Source organism: Bacillus sp. NPDC057893 (assembly GCF_042796455.1).
Taxonomy (GTDB): domain Bacteria; phylum Bacillota; class Bacilli; order Bacillales; family Bacillaceae_G; genus Bacillus_A.
Window position 1 is genome coordinate 164,168 of the sequence record NZ_JBHVNG010000003.1, and the last position, 17,341, is coordinate 181,508.

At 37.3% G+C, this 17,341-nt stretch carries 20 protein-coding genes; 4 read left to right on the top strand and 16 right to left on the bottom strand.

Translation table 11 applies throughout. The features are described 5' to 3' along the window. Positions 1–72: 72 nt before the first annotated feature. From ACFVQC_RS16735 to ACFVQC_RS16770, 8 genes are all read right to left on the bottom strand, one after another. Positions 73–504 (bottom strand): DUF4362 domain-containing protein, encoded by a 432-nt coding sequence (locus ACFVQC_RS16735; RefSeq protein ID WP_377898863.1) that lies wholly within the window; start codon positions 502–504, stop codon positions 73–75. Between the two features lie 46 nt (positions 505–550). Next, positions 551–1,171: a hypothetical protein gene (locus ACFVQC_RS16740; RefSeq protein ID WP_377898726.1), complete on the bottom strand. Its 621-nt coding sequence runs from the start codon at positions 1,169–1,171 to the stop codon at positions 551–553. Next, positions 1,168–1,929, bottom strand: coding sequence for a MerR family transcriptional regulator (locus tag ACFVQC_RS16745; protein WP_377898727.1), 762 nt, complete (start codon positions 1,927–1,929; stop codon positions 1,168–1,170). The genes ACFVQC_RS16740 and ACFVQC_RS16745 overlap by 4 nt, the downstream gene beginning before the upstream one ends. A 100-nt stretch (positions 1,930–2,029) precedes the next feature. Beyond that, positions 2,030–2,257 (bottom strand): hypothetical protein, encoded by a 228-nt coding sequence (locus ACFVQC_RS16750; RefSeq protein WP_377898728.1) that lies wholly within the window; start codon positions 2,255–2,257, stop codon positions 2,030–2,032. Between the two features lie 60 nt (positions 2,258–2,317). Next, positions 2,318–2,539 (bottom strand): hypothetical protein, encoded by a 222-nt coding sequence (locus ACFVQC_RS16755; protein WP_377898729.1) that lies wholly within the window; start codon positions 2,537–2,539, stop codon positions 2,318–2,320. Positions 2,540–2,557: 18 nt separating this feature from the next. Beyond that, positions 2,558–2,947: a hypothetical protein gene (locus ACFVQC_RS16760; protein ID WP_377898730.1), complete on the bottom strand. Its 390-nt coding sequence runs from the start codon at positions 2,945–2,947 to the stop codon at positions 2,558–2,560. An 11-nt stretch (positions 2,948–2,958) separates the two neighbouring features. Further along, the gene (locus tag ACFVQC_RS16765; RefSeq protein ID WP_002016109.1) at positions 2,959–3,156 is read right to left on the bottom strand and encodes a helix-turn-helix transcriptional regulator; all 198 of its coding nucleotides are present in this window, start codon (positions 3,154–3,156) and stop codon (positions 2,959–2,961) included. 122 nt (positions 3,157–3,278) lie between these two features. After that, positions 3,279–4,301, bottom strand: a complete 1,023-nt coding sequence (locus ACFVQC_RS16770) for a YeiH family protein (RefSeq protein WP_377898731.1) — start codon at positions 4,299–4,301, stop codon at positions 3,279–3,281. 152 nt (positions 4,302–4,453) lie between these two features. On the opposite strand from ACFVQC_RS16770, the gene ACFVQC_RS16775 reads away from it, so the two are divergent. The 4 genes from ACFVQC_RS16775 to abc-f all read left to right on the top strand — a co-directional run bounded on the left by ACFVQC_RS16775 (position 4,454) and on the right by abc-f (position 8,216). Further along, positions 4,454–5,347 (top strand): LysR family transcriptional regulator, encoded by an 894-nt coding sequence (locus ACFVQC_RS16775; RefSeq protein WP_044738082.1) that lies wholly within the window; start codon positions 4,454–4,456, stop codon positions 5,345–5,347. 51 nt (positions 5,348–5,398) lie between these two features. Beyond that, positions 5,399–5,767: a MerR family transcriptional regulator gene (locus ACFVQC_RS16780; protein WP_377898732.1), complete on the top strand. Its 369-nt coding sequence runs from the start codon at positions 5,399–5,401 to the stop codon at positions 5,765–5,767. 4 nt (positions 5,768–5,771) lie between these two features. Next, entirely contained in the window at positions 5,772–6,317 is a 546-nt protein-coding gene (locus ACFVQC_RS16785; protein ID WP_377889890.1) for a flavodoxin family protein, read from the top strand. Between the two features lie 264 nt (positions 6,318–6,581). Continuing rightward, positions 6,582–8,216: a ribosomal protection-like ABC-F family protein gene (abc-f, locus tag ACFVQC_RS16790; protein ID WP_377898733.1), complete on the top strand. Its 1,635-nt coding sequence runs from the start codon at positions 6,582–6,584 to the stop codon at positions 8,214–8,216. 206 nt (positions 8,217–8,422) lie between these two features. On the opposite strand, the gene ACFVQC_RS16795 is transcribed toward abc-f, so the two are convergent. From ACFVQC_RS16795 to prfB, 8 genes are all read right to left on the bottom strand, one after another. After that, positions 8,423–8,734 (bottom strand): heavy metal-binding domain-containing protein, encoded by a 312-nt coding sequence (locus ACFVQC_RS16795; RefSeq protein ID WP_219920847.1) that lies wholly within the window; start codon positions 8,732–8,734, stop codon positions 8,423–8,425. A 65-nt stretch (positions 8,735–8,799) separates the two neighbouring features. Beyond that, positions 8,800–10,515 carry an ABC transporter ATP-binding protein gene (locus tag ACFVQC_RS16800; RefSeq protein ID WP_002144871.1) on the bottom strand — a complete coding sequence of 572 codons (1,716 nt, stop codon included), beginning with the start codon at positions 10,513–10,515 and terminating at the stop codon, positions 8,800–8,802. Positions 10,516–10,643: 128 nt separating this feature from the next. Continuing rightward, positions 10,644–11,828, bottom strand: coding sequence for a PDZ domain-containing protein (locus ACFVQC_RS16805; RefSeq protein ID WP_377898734.1), 1,185 nt, complete (start codon positions 11,826–11,828; stop codon positions 10,644–10,646). 110 nt (positions 11,829–11,938) lie between these two features. Then, positions 11,939–13,375: a S41 family peptidase gene (locus ACFVQC_RS16810; protein ID WP_483861779.1), complete on the bottom strand. Its 1,437-nt coding sequence runs from the start codon at positions 13,373–13,375 to the stop codon at positions 11,939–11,941. A 118-nt stretch (positions 13,376–13,493) separates the two neighbouring features. Next, a complete protein-coding gene (gene ftsX / locus ACFVQC_RS16815; RefSeq protein WP_002112857.1) occupies positions 13,494–14,387 on the bottom strand; it encodes a permease-like cell division protein FtsX in 894 nt (297 codons plus the stop codon). Next, positions 14,377–15,063 (bottom strand): cell division ATP-binding protein FtsE, encoded by a 687-nt coding sequence (gene ftsE, locus ACFVQC_RS16820; protein WP_377889899.1) that lies wholly within the window; start codon positions 15,061–15,063, stop codon positions 14,377–14,379. The genes ftsX and ftsE overlap by 11 nt, the downstream gene beginning before the upstream one ends. 323 nt (positions 15,064–15,386) lie before the next feature. Continuing rightward, positions 15,387–15,710 carry a cytochrome c551 gene (cccB, locus tag ACFVQC_RS16825; RefSeq protein WP_377898735.1) on the bottom strand — a complete coding sequence of 108 codons (324 nt, stop codon included), beginning with the start codon at positions 15,708–15,710 and terminating at the stop codon, positions 15,387–15,389. A 458-nt stretch (positions 15,711–16,168) separates the two neighbouring features. Beyond that, positions 16,169–17,267 (bottom strand): peptide chain release factor 2 gene (prfB, locus tag ACFVQC_RS16830; protein WP_098635151.1). Its coding sequence is split into 2 segments (ribosomal slippage): positions 16,169–17,194 and positions 17,196–17,267, totalling 1,098 coding nucleotides; the frame shifts between segments, so codons are not numbered across the junction. Between the last annotated feature and the right edge of the window lie 74 nt (positions 17,268–17,341).

Consider the following 17,341-nt stretch of genomic DNA (forward strand, 5'->3'; position numbering starts at 1 on the left):
ATATTCGGTAAAATTTTCGACAATATATACATAGAAAAAGGAAGGAGTACATACTTCCTTCCTCTACTAACCCTATTTTTTAGGTACATATAATAAGTCATGTCCATTGCGCCCATTTTCATTCGTAAAATCTATTAATCTGTAAGTAGTTTCTAATTCACGCTGCTCTTTAACAATCCTTTTACAACTATCTTCATGTAACCCTTTATAGTCACCAGCAAATTGATCTTTCCTATTATCTAACACATGAAGTATATCTGTCCCACTATGCTCTAACGTTTGAAAAATCGGGTCACCTTCATGTGTAAACTGTACAATTCTTATTTTATCAACTTTCCCTTGTTCCACATTCCAAACGAACTTCTCGAATTTATCTAGATTAGAAATTTCTGCCCCCTTTGCAACGACATCATTCTTCTTATCAATTGCACTGTTAGGTTGTGCACATGCTACTAAACTAAAGAGAAATAGACATATAAAACCTGTTCTTTTTCCTATTGTTATCCTCTCCTATACAAACTATTGGTATACCAAAAAAAGCTACTTTCCTCTATGAAAGTAGCTTCTTATTTCCTTTCTCCTTCTTCGGAAAAATAACATATGAAAATGAAATTGCAGTATCCGCTAAAAGAATAATAGCCCACACTTGGCTCACGCGACTTGCAGCTTTATTTAAAACGATTCCTGACTCTAACCAATTGCCCCATTGTTCAAATGGAATAAATCCATACGCGAAGAAAAAGAATATATGAACACCAACGAATAAAACAAGATGTAATACCCAATTTTTCATTTCCTGCTTTGCATAGGCCATACCTGTTAATTCTACCTGTTCTTCAATAATAGGCGCTGGTTCATTCCTCCATTTCGCAACTAATTTTTGTACAAATATATCAAGCTTCTTCAAATCCTTTTTCCCGTAGAAGACCGCATATAATAAAATAATGACAGTAATGATCTGAAAATTAGAGAACTTCCCTGTTTGGTAATAATCCACTACTCCTAAAGTTAAAATAAACACTTCATTTACGAGTAGCACAATCCCCATAATAAAACTCGCCTTTTTCAAGCGAAATCCATACCTTAGTAAAAAGAATCCGATAGCTGATAACCAAAATACAATCTCTGCCCCAATTAAAAAATACCAACGATATTCTGCGAGTATACTCATTTATCCCTCTCCCTTTCGTCATATATACGAAAAGCCTCATCCATATATACTAGAAGCTCTTCCTCAATTGGATACATACTCATTTTCTGTGAATCTTCTTTTGACTTTCTTACTTCCCACAATTTATCTAAAAATGCTTCATCACCATTAGCCATCTCTAAACACTTCTGCATTAATTTCTTTGTTGCGCCTTGTACCTCATCACATGATGCTTCCTTACCGTCTTTCATAAAGTTACGTAATTGCTTTAATAAATCTACCCAATCTAATACATTCGGATCTTCTTCACTCATATTTGGTAAATTACGAAGTAAATCTTGCTCTTCCTTTGAAAACAATTCATTTTGGAATATTTCACGTATACGAGGAGACTGTTTCGAAAGCTGAATGAGTTCAAACATAACTTTCCAATCCAGTTCTCCCTCCACATCTACCGAATACACAACGGCTTGTAAAACACGTTCCATTCGATTGAATTTCTTTTGTTCTTCCTGTACAAACCTAAGTTGTTTTTCAAGCGAGTCTTTTGAATTAAGTTCACCTTTTACTAACATATTCGTAATCTCTTTTAATGAAAAACCCATTTCTTTTAAAAATAAAATTTGCTGCAAACGAACAACATCTCTCTCACTATATAACCGATGTCCTCCATCAGTTTTCCCACTCGGCTTTAATAGATCGATTTGATCATAATAACGTAACGTCCTTACTGTAACCCCTGTTTCCCTCGTTAGTTCTTGAATTGAAATCAACTCCATCACCTCTTCTCCTTCATTATAAAAGGTGACGTAACGTAACTTTCAAGTAGTTTGTAAAAAAAATACAAAAAGCTGTTTATACCTTTTGTATAAACAGCCTTTATGGAAGAAGACCCTTTTGTATAGCACGTCCACAAGATAAAATAATTGCCCCAACAACAACACTTGTTACTGTTTTATGGTAATGCGCTGATAGTAATAAATAATATGATAAACCTACAGTACCAATCATAATACAAATACTCGGCACTGGATTACGAGAAAAGTTTTGCATTCCCCAAAGAAGCGCAAATATAGCTGTAGCGACACATAACACTGGTAATCCCATCCCAGTTCCCCTTTTTCTATCTATTATTTCTTGTTGCTAACACACTCGTCGATGCCATACTCATACACGATCAGCTTCTTTACTATTTCTATATTTCCACTTCGGCCAATAGTTCACAAGAAAATACACCCACTGCCCTATTACAAATAAAACAAACGGCATACCAGTATTTCCGTCAACAATTAAATTATATAAACTCCATATCGCTAAACCAATTACTAAAAATACTCCTACATATTTAAACGCTTTATCTGACTGAAATCTCTCAAATTCATCTTGCATTTTTCATTCCTCCTATCGCTATGCTCGTTTCCCCGCCATAACTCCTATGACGAGACTACCAGCAAATAAGAAACTACATACAGTGAATATTTCTGGCGTAGGTATGACATCTCTGCCTACGACTTTGCTCGCACCAATGTAAACAATGAGAAGGACAAATGCGAATATAAGCGAGACATTCACATGCCTTTTTATATTTTCATTTACTCGCTCATCTATATCTGGAACTTCCTCTTTTTTGTACTTACGCTTTTTATAATACGTATACACTGTTAAAAGTAGAATTGCTAAAATGTTACTAACTATTAACGATAACATCGGTATGGATGGATCCATAATACGAACTAAAACGTCCCCTCCACATAATCCTAAGACAGTAGCGATATACAACTTTTTAGTATCGTTCATTTTCTCTCCCCTTACTCCAGCGTAAATATTTCTTCTACCTTCATTCCAAAATATTTGGCGATTTTTAGGGATAACTCTAGACTTGGGTTATAGTGGTGGTTCTCAATCGCCACGATTGTCTGCCGCGTCACTTGCATTGCCTTTGCCATTTCAATTTGCGTTATATGATGTTGTTTTCGTAATTCCTTAATTTTATTTTTCACACCCATAGGCTCCACCTTCGAAAGTAAAGATATCTTTACTTTAATTATAAATATTTTCCAGTTACAAGTAAAGATATCTTTACAAAAAAAGGTAAAAAAAGAGACATCTATAAGATGCCTCTTTGCTACTACATAAATCCTAATGCCCATACAAGAATATATCCAAGAACCGATAGACAAACCGAGCCAATCAGCCCTGCGACGAATGCCCTACTTCCTAATTTGCGGAACGTTTTAAACTCTACATTTAAACCTAGCCCTGCCATCGCCATTGCAATAAGCATGTACGCAATGACTACAATATATCCAGCAACAACTTCTGGTATAACCCCAAGCGAATGTACCGCACTCATTGCTAAAAATCCAAAGATAAACCAAGGAATCGGAAGGTCTCGCCAAGATCGTTTTTCTTCACTTCCCTCACTCTTGCCAAACCATAATCCGATTAAAATCGCTACTGGTACGAGCATCGCAACGCGCGTTAATTTTACGATAACCGCGATGTCTACAGCCGTGCTACCTCCTGGCGCCGCAGCAGCGATAACATGCGCGATTTCGTGCAGCGTCGCGCCTGAGAACACTCCGTATCCATATGGAGATAAGCCAAGCACTGGGTATAATAGCGTATAAATAAGTGTAAATATTGTACCTAAAATTGCAATAATCGCTGCCCCAACTGCCGTTTCTTCATCCTTTGCTTTCACTTGCGGTGCAATTGCGACGACCGCAGCGGCACCACAAATCGCCGTTCCGCATGCCGTTAAAATTCCTAGTTTCTTTTCTACTTTAAATACTTTCGTTAGTCCATATACAACGAAAATTGTAAATGTAATAACAACCGCTGCGATGACCAATACTTTCGGCCCCGCCTTCGCAATATCAACAAGATTTAACCGCATTCCAAGTAAGATAATCCCAAAGCGAAGCAATTTCTTACTCGCAAAGTTCGTTCCCGCTATCGCTTCTTGAGGAATCCCGATTGCCGCGCGCCAAACCATCCCGATTAGAATAGCGATTACTAATTGTCCCATAATATTTAAAAATGGAAGCTCTGCTAAATATTTCGCGGCAATTGCGATTAATAACGTAATCCCAATACCTTGTGAAAATCCAAAGCCCTTCTTCTTTTGTATAACAAGTGTTTGTTCCACTTTGTACCACCCCAATAATCGTATTGGAACATGCATGTTCTTTCTAGTTACATTATAAGAGAGTTTTAATAATAAGTTTAATATCAATATTTAATCCCTATCATCAGAAATACTTATGATAAAATGAAAACAAAAATAAAGGGGCCTAACAAATGAACGTCGACATTTTAAAAATCTTTGTTACTGTCGTTGAACAAAAACATTTTTCGCGTGCTGCGGAACTATTAAACCTTTCACAACCCGGCGTTAGTATGCACATTCGCAACTTGGAAAATGAATTTGGGACTACACTTATTCAGAGATCCCCCAAGCACGTCCAAGTTACAGAAGCTGGAAACATATTATACATACATGCAAAGCAAATGCTTTCACTTTATGAAGATGCAAAACAAGAAATTAACGAGCTGCATAACGTCGTAACAGGAACGCTTCGCATCGGTGCTAGTTTTACAATTGGTGAATATTTGCTTCCAAAAATACTCGCTAACTATGCGAATGAAAATCCACACGTCGAAGTTCATACATTTATCTCAAATACAGAAGAAGTTTTGCAAAGCCTTCGCTCTAATCAAATTGATATCGGCTTAGTGGAAGGCCAAGTCGTATACGCTGACGTAGATGTTGAAACTTTTATGCAAGATGAAATGAAGCTCGTCGTCCCGCCAAACCATCCATTGCTCCATATCAAGGGGATTAACGAAAATACATTGCAAGACCAAGTCTGGGTATTAAGGGAGAGCGGCTCTGGCACACGTGCCTATAGCGATCGCTTTATACACCAACATCATTTAAAAATGAAACGCTTCTTTACATTTAGCAGTATTCAAAGCGTGAAGGAAGCCGTTGCAGCCGGTCTTGGCATCGCTATCCTGTCAGATTGGACTGTTCGAAAAGAACTGTTGGCACAAGAAATATTCCACATCCCTGTTCCCAACGAAGAGCTAATCCGTCCATTCTCCATCGTGCGCGGCAAATATTTTATCCCGTCTAAAGCTATTCAAGTCTTTTTAAAACACGTAGATTCTTTTGCGAAAAAACAAAGTTGACCTTCACATTAGTGTGAAGGTTTACAATACATGTAAAAGGAGTGAAACGCATTGCGAATTGGAGAGTTATCAAAAGAAACTGGGGTTAGCGAAAGGGCACTAAGACATTATGAAGAAAAGGGATTACTCCCTTCAAATCGCCTCACAAACGGCTATCGTGATTTCGATAAAAGTGCCATTGAAAAAGTAGAGCTTATCCAAATGTATTTACAGCTCGGCTTAAATTTAGAAGAGACCGCAAGAATGCTACGCTGCCTCGAAATCGAGCCACATCTATACGAAAATCCATGCAGCAGTATCCTTGCGCTTTACGAGGATAAACTCAATGAAGTAACAAAGCAAATCACATTACTTTCCAACATTCAAACGAATTTACAAAAACACGTTTCACTCCTAAAACAAGCAAAAGAAAAGGGATGATTACATGTTTGTTATACATGGCAGTTCAAGACAAAACGGAAATACGGAAGCTTTAACACATATGGTGATTGATGGGATTGAAACAGAACAAATTTACTTGCGTGATCATATTGTCCATCCAATCATAGATCAGCGACATGATGTAGAAGGATTTCAACCTGTAAATGATGACTATCAACAATTAATTGAGCGCATGCTAGAGCACGACACGATTATCTTCGCTACACCGCTATACTGGTACGGAATGAGCGGCCACATGAAGAACTTCGTTGATCGCTGGTCACAAAGCTTGCGTGATAAATCTCTTCATTTCAAAGAAAAAATGAAAGGCAAAAAAATGTACGTTGTCATCGTTGGCGGAGACAGTCCAAAACTGAAAGCATTGCCGCTTATCGCCCAGTTTCAATATATCTTTGATTTTGTTGGTTCATCATTTGGAGGGTATATTATTGGGGATGCGAATGGACTAGATGAAATCAAGAACGATGCTGAGGCGCTGGCAAAAGCACAATTGTATAATAATAAATTCAAAAATAGCACACAGAAATAAGTTTGACAAATCCATTTGTATGCGCATACAATAAAAATAATATTATGAAAGGAAGGTACTTTGACCAATGAAGTTCTAATTCTCTTATTTATTTCATCCATCACAAATAGTGAACAAAAATGATGAAAACTAGCAGAGGATTAGTCTGTCCATTTGTCGATACTTTCTTTCGAGACGATCATGTAAAAAATCGTTTATTTATGTACGATTTTTACATTGAAGGGCGACGTTTATCCTCTCTAGTGAAACTAGGGAGGTTTTTTTATGACTATTTTAATCGCACGTAATATCGAAAAGAGCTTTGGTGATCGCACCATATTTACGTTACCATCACTAGAAATTCAAGCAAACGATCGTATAGGAATTGTCGGAGCCAACGGAGCTGGAAAATCTACGTTATTACAAATATTAAGTAAAGAAATAGAAGCTGACAAAGGCACAGTAACTCATCATAGTTCTATCGCCATCATCCCACAGCTTAGCGAGGGGATACCGGAAACCGCTTCTTCCCTCGCTAAAGGCAAATGGAATATTTCAAACGTCGCAAATTCAATGAGCGGCGGTGAACGAATGCGCCTAAAGATCGCCCATGCCCTCGAACAAGATGCAGGCATTCTATTTGCTGATGAGCCAACAAGTCACTTAGATATGTTTGGTACAGAGCAATTAGAAAAGGCACTTTTATCTTATAACGGTGCACTTGTTTTAATATCGCATGATCGTGATTTTTTAGATGCCATATGTACAAAAATCATTGAAGTTAAAGACGGTACTATTCAAGAATATAAAGGTAATTATTCAAACTATCGAAAGCAAAAAGAACGTGAGCGAATACAAAAGCAAGCAGAATATGATCAATATATACAAGAAAAAAATCGGTTAGAACAGTCAATTTCACAAAGAAAGCAACGTGCTTCTAGCATGACAAAAATCCCAACACGGTTCAGTTCATCTGAATCTAAACTTTATAAGTGCAGCGGGGCTCATGGGCAAGAAAATGTTAGCAAAGTAGCGAAAGCACTAGAAACACGCCTTGAAAAGTTGGAACAGAAAGAAAAACCGAAGGACTTTTCTCAAGCTCAGTTTGACGTACAATACCACACACCAATTCATAGTAAAGCAGTTGTTCAGTTTAATAAAACAACGAAGAAAATAGGGGATCGCACACTATTTAAAAATATGAATGGAACAATTGTCCCTGGGGCAAAGCTTGCTATTTTAGGGGCAAACGGAAGCGGGAAAACAACTTTGTTCAAAATGCTTCTCGCGAACGAGCGTGGCATTCAGCTTTCGAAAAGTTGTAAAATTGGATACTTTGAACAAACATTATCTATTTTAAAAACAGATAAAACAATTTTAGAAAACGTTCTAGAAGAAACAAACTATACAGAATCGTTCGTTCGAACAATACTTGCAAGGCTCCTATTCCGCCGTGAAGATGTTCATAAACCTGTGCACGTCTTAAGTGGTGGAGAACGCATGAAGGTTGCACTCGCAAAAGTATTTTTAGGAAACTATAATATGCTTCTGCTCGACGAACCGACAAACTATTTAGACTTGGCAACGCAAGAAGAATTAGAAAGCATGTTACAAGAGTATCCTGGCACTATACTTTTCATTAGCCATGACCGTGCCTTTATTCGTTCTGTTGCAGACCATATTCTACAAGTAGATGAGAGCGAACCACGAATATTCCATGGCAATTACGAGCAATACATCAAAAGAACCACCCAAGCTTCCATAAACGTTACTGAACAAGAATTATTGCGATTACAAACAAAATTAACAGAAGTCATCAGCCGGATTTCTATACCCAATCATCACGATGACATCACATTTCTTGAACAAGAATATGAAAAATTATTAGTTCAAATTCAGCGGTGTAAAGAAGCGCTCTAATGTCTTCCCTATATATCGACGGGACCTTCCACATTTCCCAAGAAATATCGCGGCTTCGACATAAAGATAATATTAGACACCACAATAACAAAAAGCCGTGCACCAGCACGGCTTTTCACTTTATCTTGCTATTTGTGGGCAGTAAATGCTCGATTGGTGAAGGCTAATAATCAGTGGGTATGCCCCCCACTGATTAAAGTTTCACTTTATATACGGACAGCAGTCCCGCTCACCGCAACCATTAGCATCCCTTCGCGAACGACTTCGTAATCCACGTCGATACCAACGATGGCATTCGCATTTTTTTGTCTTGCGAGAGTTTTCATCTCTTCCATTGCAATGTCGCGCGCTTCTTTTAATTTGCTTTCATAAGCACCTGCACGACCGCCGACAACGTCACGGACAGAGGCAAAAAGGTCACGAACGATATTCGCACCCATAATCGCTTCTCCATTCACGATATCGATATACTCAATAATTTCTCTTCCTTGAATTGTAGACGTTGTTGTTACAATCATACTTTAGAGCCTCCCATATGAGATTTCTACCCACTTATGGTGCACTAATTCAGCAGAAATTATATTTAGGAACTAAACTGCGCTTCATATAACCTGCTATATCCTCCGCCTTGCTCAATTAGTTCCTCATGTGAACCTTGTTCTGCAATACCTTCTTTATTTACAACGACGATACGATCTGCATTTTTAATAGTTGCAAGCCTGTGAGCGATAACTAATGTTGTACGGCCGACAGATAGTTCAGCAAGTGATTTTTGGATAGCAAGTTCTGTCTCTGTGTCTAGCGCAGAAGTTGCTTCATCTAAAATTAAAATTGGCGGGTTCTTCAAGAACATACGGGCAATTGCTAAACGCTGCTTTTGTCCTCCTGAAAGTTTCACACCACGCTCACCAATAACTGTCTCTAAACCGTCTGGTTGCGAGTAAATTAAGTCCTCCAACTGGGCACGTTTTACCGCCTGCCAAATTTCAGCTTCTGAAGCTTTTAAGTTTCCGTAAGCGATATTTTCACGAATTGTTCCTGAGAATAAGAAAACATCTTGCTGCACAATTCCGATTTGCTTACGAAGTGACGATAACGTCATCTCTTTCGTGTCAATGCCATCAATTTGAATCGATCCGGATGAGTGTTCATAAAAACGCGGTAATAAACTACATAGTGTTGTTTTCCCTGCCCCTGATGGCCCAACGAAAGCAACTGTTTCACCTGCATGTATTTTCAAATTAATATCTTTTAAAATCGGCTCTTTATTTTCATATCCGAACGTGATGTTATTGTATTGAATATCGCCGTGTACATGTTTAACTTCGATTGCATCTTTAGAATCTACAATATCCGGCTCTGTTTCCAAAAGTTCTACATATCTTTTAAAACCAGCGATTCCTTTCGGATAACTTTCAATAACTGCATTAATTTTTTCAATTGGGCGGAAGAAAATATTCGTTAATAAAACGAATCCAATAAATCCACCGTACGTTAATTCACCTTGCAGTACGAACCATGTACCACATATTAATACAAAGAGTGTTACAAGGCGCATGAGCATATAACTAATCGATGAATTTAACGCCATAATTTTATACGCCATTAATTTTGTTGTACGGAAACGAGCATTGTTTACAGCAAATTGCTCTTTCTCAAACTTTTCATTTCCGAATGCTTGTACAACGCGGATACCACCAACATTGTTCTCGATACATGCATTGAAATCAGCAACGTCTGAGAATAAACGTCTAAACGTACCTGTCATTTTTTTATTGAAGTAAAGTGCCAACCATAATAAGAATGGAATTACGAAGAATGTTAGAAGTGCTAACTTCCAGTTAATCATCATCATAAATGAAAATGCTCCGACTAAAGTCATAATGGCAATGAATAAATCTTCTGGTCCATGGTGAGCAATTTCCCCAATTTCCATTAAATCGTTTGTAAGACGTGAAATTAAATGACCTGTTTTATTATTATCAAAAAATCTGAATGATAGCTTTTGAATGTGATCAAATAATTTCTGTCTCATATCAGTTTCAATGTTAATACCAAGCATATGTCCCCAATATGTAACAACGTATTGCAAACCTGCATTTAACACATAAACTACGAACAAACCGAAACAAGCCCATAAAATAAGCGTCCAGTTTTGCCCTGGCAATAACTTATCAATAAATTGATTTACGATAAGCGGGAAGCCAAGTTCCAGTAATCCTGCGATAACCGCGCAAGAAAAGTCGAGTATAAATAAACCTTTGTACGGTTTATAGTAAGAAAAAAATTTACGTAGCATATTTTTCCTCCCTTTTCCAAATTAAAAGACTCCCTAAATGATAACCATTATCAAATAATTATTCAAGTTATCCGTCTATGAAACTAAAAAAACCTTCATCTGTGTTTGATGAAGGTTTCCATTTTATTTTACATCGCTTCCGAATCCCACTCATGCTCTTGCTGGACAAACACAACGCCTAATTCATGATGTCCTCCGGCGTATAATGCTGTTTGAGCAAGACGAAGCTCACCATTTGTATCTACTACTTCTAATTTACAAAATGCTCCTGTCGTCTTCGTTTGAAGCGCGTCATAAAACTCTTCGGTACTTCTTGGAATGATTCCATTTACTTTCGTAATAACTTCTCCAGGCTTTAAATTCATTTCCGCCCCAATTGTATTCGGAATTGTATCTAACACAACAAGTCCATCATTACGTGCGGCAAAGTATGCTGGTCTTTTCTCGTCTGCAATTTTCTCTTGCATCGAGATTGTAAAGCGCCCAAGCATTGCGACTCCCATCGCGATAATTGCGAGTACGTGCCACCAGTAACTTGCGACACCTAAAACGAGTACGAGTCCTGCTAATCCATAAACACGTCTTCCTGTAAATAATAAAGCTTCCGTCGGCTCATAACTTCTAATCTTTCTCATAAATCCAATTAAAAATGGAACAAGGAATAAAGAATATGTAGTCGAACCTATTGAAACGACAGGCCACCAAGAAATAAATCCTGTCACCGCGTCTCCTGGTATAAGAATAAATACTGGCACAAGCCATAAACGATTTGATTCATGTAGTCCAATTCTCAAACCACGCTTACCCTTTTTAATTTTCGGCGTAGAATATCGCACTGCATTTTTAGAGATTAATAACCCCTCTACAACGAGCATAACGCCTAGTAAAATAGCAAGGGATACAATCGTATCCTCTTCACCTTCTCCAAGCTGTAAGAAGGAAACTGGCATCTTAGACGATAACAACACGAGTGCAATAGCGATTCCGAAAGTATAAGCTACAGATAAATATCGATACATAGCAGTTAATCCAAATAATAACGTCCAAAGTAAAATTGCCCATAAACTCGCTTTTGAAACAACAAGCCCGAGTCCAATCGTAATAATAGATACGATTAATCCGTACCCAATACCTGCAAATAGAGTTGTTCGTAGTTCAAACCAAATATCATATACTTTAAAAGAAAAATCTTTTCGTTCTCGTAATATACGTAAGTATCCAACGAAGATACTACTAATTAAAAATACATAGACAGCAGGGTGTAAGAAAAAACGTCCAACTGCTCGTAGTATTTCAAAAAGCCATGCCTCCACGAATTCATTCACCACCATTTATATCATTTTTTCTTTTTATCTTATCATAACTAAAGAAATGTTTGTTTAACACATAAAAAATACAGGCATCAAAGTGCCTGTATTCTTTCTTATTTCGCTATTAATTTCAATGCCGTCTGTAATTGTAAATCATTTTCTCCAGAACGGATTTTTTCAATAATTTTAGTTTGAAGCGCTTCAGCTGTCTTTTTATCGAGTTGTCCTGTTGCTTCCATCTCATTCGCATTTTGGAATGCTTTTAGTGCTGATTCTGTCTCTTTGCTAAAGTATCCATCTTCACGTCCTGGTACATATCCTAAGCTCTTAAGCATTTCTTGCGCATGTTTTACTTGTACATCATTTGAATTGTATGAAAGTGTCTTTTCAATTTGAATTGGTGTCGCATGATAATAAGCTGGTTGCTTCACTTCTACAGTTGGCGCGATTCCTTTTTTATGAATCCAATTGCCATCTGGTGTTAACCATTTAAACATTGTTAATTTAATATTGCTACCATCTTTAAATGGAACAGCTTGTTGGACAGTACCTTTACCAAACGTTTTTTCACCAATTAAATCGTATCCTTCTCCCTCTTTTAGCGCACCCGCTAAAATCTCTGAAGCAGAAGCACTTCCATTATCAATTAATACTGAAATTGGATATGACTTTCTTTCTTTCAGTTCCGTAGAGAATTTCTTCTTCTCACCATTTCGCTGTTCTACTTGTAGCATTGGCTTTTTATCTGTCATGATGTCTCCTAGTATGTCTTCTACACTATTTAAATAGCCACCAGGATTGCCACGTACGTCAATAACTAAGCCTGCTATATGTTTCTTCTCTAACTCTTTTAACTGATCCTTAAATTCTTTCGCAGTATTTTCAGCGAAAGAAGTAATTTGCATATAACCGATGTCTTTTCCGCTCTCTTGCTTTACTGAACTAAATACAGTGAAAATCGGAATCTTTTCACGCTTAATTTTAAATTCTATCGGATCAGCCACTCCTGCGCGCTTAATTTCAATTGCAACAGTCGTTCCTTTTTTACCACGAATTTTTAATACTGCTTCTTCACGTGATAAATCTTTCACACTATTTCCATCTACAGATAAAATTTGGTCATTCGGTTTAATTCCTATTTTTTCTGCTGGTGAACCTTTAATTGGCGATACGATAATAAGCTTACCGTCCGTCTTGTTTACTTCAGCTCCAATCCCTTCAAGTTCAGGATCTAGTGACTGACTAAACTGTTTTGCCGTTTCTTTATCCATATACGTGGAATAAGGGTCCTTCAGCGTAGACAACATTCCTTGTATCGCACCTTCGACTAACTTGTCGTCTTTCACGTCTTCCACATAACGTGAATCAATTAGTGCATACGCCTCATTAATCTTTGCCAAATTCCCTTGCGCTATGCCAGCATTACCATTCGATACTGTTTGCGTTACATACGCTGGGTTTATCCCAAACCAGTACATACCACCAAACATCCCGCCAGCACCAATTAAAAATGCAACAGCCATTCCAATAATTGCAACTCTACGTTTCAATGCGGAATTCCCCTTTCCAGAACACACAGGTGGTGTAGCAAAAGGCATCACACGATGTGTGATGCCTTTACCTATTTCTACTATATGATAAGCTTGTACGAATTATGTTTGCAACTTTTTATACTTTTAAGAAGCGACGAATTGACATTACACTTCCCCACATACCGATTAATGCACCGATTAACACTAATAAACCAGCTAATTGGAATACGAATGGGTTGTATGGTAGAAGCTCGAAAATTGTTCCGCCAAGTTTTTCATTAAACACACCTTGCAATGAATTATATATAACTAAAATTAGGCCAATTGGAATAATTGATCCTAATACTCCTAGGAATAATCCCTCTAACAAGAACGGCCAACGAATAAACCAGTTTGTTGCACCAACAAGTTTCATAATTTCAATCTCAGTACTACGAGCATAAATTGTAATTTTAATTGTGTTAGAGATTAAGAACATCGCTGTGAATAGAAGACCAGCAATTAACGCAATCCCGATGTTACGACCAGTTTTTACAGTATCAAATAATTTTTCAACTTGACCTTTACCGTATTGAACATTACTTACAAACTGCATTTTCTCAATCTTTTTCGCAATCGCCGCTGTATCTGTTGGTTCTTTCGCCTTTACAACAAATACATCTTTCAGTGGATTATCTTGCTCAAATAACTCGAACGTTTTTCCACTATCGCCTAAGCTTTTAATTAAACGTTTCAACTCTTCTTCTTTAGAAGAATATTTAATAGAATCTACTTTCGCAATTTTACTCATATCTTCTTCTAATTTCTTTTGATCAGCTTCTTTTGCTGCCGGATCAATATGCACACGAATTTCTACATCTTGCTCTACTTTCGTCGCAAAATGGTTCATATTCATAATCGCTGCCAAAAAGACACCTACAAGTAATAACGTAACTGTTACTGCACTTACAGAAGCAAATGTCATCCATCCGTTACGGGATAGATTTTTCACACCTTCTCGCAAATGTCGACTAAGGGTTTTAGCCTTCATATCCGTATCCTCCCTCAATCTCGTCTCGAACAATTCTTCCGCCTTCAATTGCAATTACACGATGACGAATTGTATTTACGATATCTGCGTTATGTGTCGCCATAACAATCGTTGTACCACGCTCATTAATACGTTTAAAAATGCTCATAATATCAAGCGCTGTTTCAATATCTAAGTTACCTGTTGGCTCATCAGCAATTACAACCTTTGGTCTATTTACAATCGCTCTTGCAATCGCCACACGTTGTTGCTCTCCGCCTGAAAGTTCGCTTGGAAGTGCATCTGCACGATCATCTAGACCTACAAGACCTAACACTTCTGTAACACGTTCACGAATCGCATCTGGTTCTTCTTCAATTACTTCTAAAGCAAACGCTACATTCTCATATACCGTTAATTTAGGTAGCAATTTAAAATCTTGGAAAATTACGCCTAATTGACGACGGAAATATGGAACATCTCTTTCTGCTAATGTTTCAATTACAAGTCCATTTACATTAATTGATCCTGTAGATGGCTTCTCTTCACGATACATCATTTTAATAAATGTAGATTTTCCGGCTCCACTCGGTCCAACTACGTATACGAATTCACCTTGTTTAATGTTAACTGTGAGACCAGCAATGGCTTTCATACCATTTGGGTACTCCTTATAAACATTCGTCATTTTTATCATTATTTATCACCCAATACTTAATGATTTTTTTCGAAATACTTTTCTGTACATTTGAAAATAAAAGAAAAACCTCTATTTTCGCTCGACCATTCTTGTTGAAGGTAGCTTCCATACATGCTTTTTATTAGCAACGCTACTCTATGTAATATATTTCATCAAAATTCTACAAACCCCATTGTAACATCAATCGGTTTCCAATTCGGATACAGTTTTGTTACAGTTATGTTACATCCTAAAAAAAGATAAACGAGCTCATGTAATTACTTAACTCGAAGCACTTTTCGGTCAAGTTATACAATCAGCTCGTTTATTAATTACGTTTCTTATTTATGCTCCGCTAACCATTCAGCTACTTTTTTTGCGTCTTCACCTTGAATAAGTCCAGGTGACATTGAGCCGCGACCTTTTTTAATAATTTCTTCGATATCTGCAGCGTCATACTTACTGCCTACTTTTCTTAAATCAGGTCCAGTTGCTCCTGCTAAATCTTTCGCGTGACAACCAGCACAACTTCTTTGGAAAATTTGTTCTGCACTATCTGTACTTGCAGACTGATTCGAAGACTTACTCTCTTCTTTATTTCCACATGCTCCTAAAGCAAAAATGACTGATGTCCCCAGCGCAATAGCCAACAATTTCTTTTTCACTTCTATCGCTCCCCATTGTTGATATTCTTTTCATTCATAACTAGACAATAATCTTCACAACACATTCAATATTCATTATAAGCATTATCTTTATATAGAAAAACCAAGGTATATTTCATAACTTTCACAAATATAGTGAAAAGCCTAATGAAATAAAGCTTTCACAAATTGTTTCAATTCTGTGAACACCTTAGAAAGTTCTATAAAGAACCTCTTTTTCCAAACAAAATCAGAAAAATCCCATATAAAGTTCTGCTCCATTACCGCTCTGTTTTACTATTTTCTACTTTTTACAAAACAATATACGGCATTATATGCTACATATAATCTCATCAAAAAGAGAAGTTGTCGCCTCCAACTTCTCTTCCTCTTTATTTCATCAATATAAATAAGATAAGCCTCTTTATATCCTCTTGGACCTCAACATGTGCCAACAATTCTGTTGGCTTTTTCTCTTATTAAATACGAGAACGTAAATATGCATCAATAAACGGATTAATTTCTCCATCCATAACTGCTTGTACGTTACCAACTTCTGTATTTGTACGATGGTCTTTCACAAGAGAATACGGGTGGAATACGTAAGAACGGATTTGGCTTCCCCACCCAATTTCTTTTTGCTCTCCGCGAATCTCATCTAATTGTGCTTGTTGTTCTTCTAATTTCTTTTGATATAATTTCGCTTTTAGCATTTTCATCGCATGCTCACGGTTTTTAATTTGAGAACGCTCTGACTGACATGTTACAACCGTGTTTGTTGGTAGATGAGTTATACGAACTGCTGAATCTGTCGTATTAACGTGCTGTCCGCCTGCACCACTTGCACGATACGTATCTATTTTCAAATCTTCTGTACGCACTTCAATTTCAACTTCATCATTGAATTCAGGTACAACTTCACAAGATACGAACGATGTATGACGACGACCTGAAGAATCGAACGGTGAAATACGTACAAGACGATGTACACCTTTCTCCGCTTTCAAGTAACCATAAGCGTTATGACCTTTAATTAATAATGTAACACTCTTAATACCAGCTTCATCGCCCGGTAAGTAGTCAACCGTTTCTACTTTAAACCTACGTTTTTCAGCCCAGCGCGTGTACATACGTAATAACATAGAACCCCAGTCTTGTGACTCTGTTCCACCTGCACCTGGGTGTAATTCTAAAATAGCGTTATTTTTATCATAAGGATCGCTTAATAGTAACTGCAACTCGTACTCATTCATTTCTTGAATTAAAGTTTTCACTTCAGATTCTAGTTCCTCATGTAAATCTTCATCATACTCTTCTTTAAGTAAGTCATGCGTCATTTCTAAGTTTTCGAACGTCTCATCTAACTGACGGAACCTTCCAACCATATCTTTCAGCGCATTCGCTTCATTAATTACAGTTTGTGCGCCTTGTTGGTCATCCCAAAATCCTGCGCCCATCATCGTTTCTTCTAATTCTGCAATTTGTTTTTCCTTAGTAGGAAGGTCAAAGAGACCCCCTAAAAGCCGCTAATCTCTTAGCCATTTTTTCTAATTCTTGCCTAATTTCTACTAATTCCATTTCCTTCACCTCTATGTAATTGCTGTTACTTTCATATGAAAACAAGGGAAACTCTCTCCGCTTATTACGGAGAG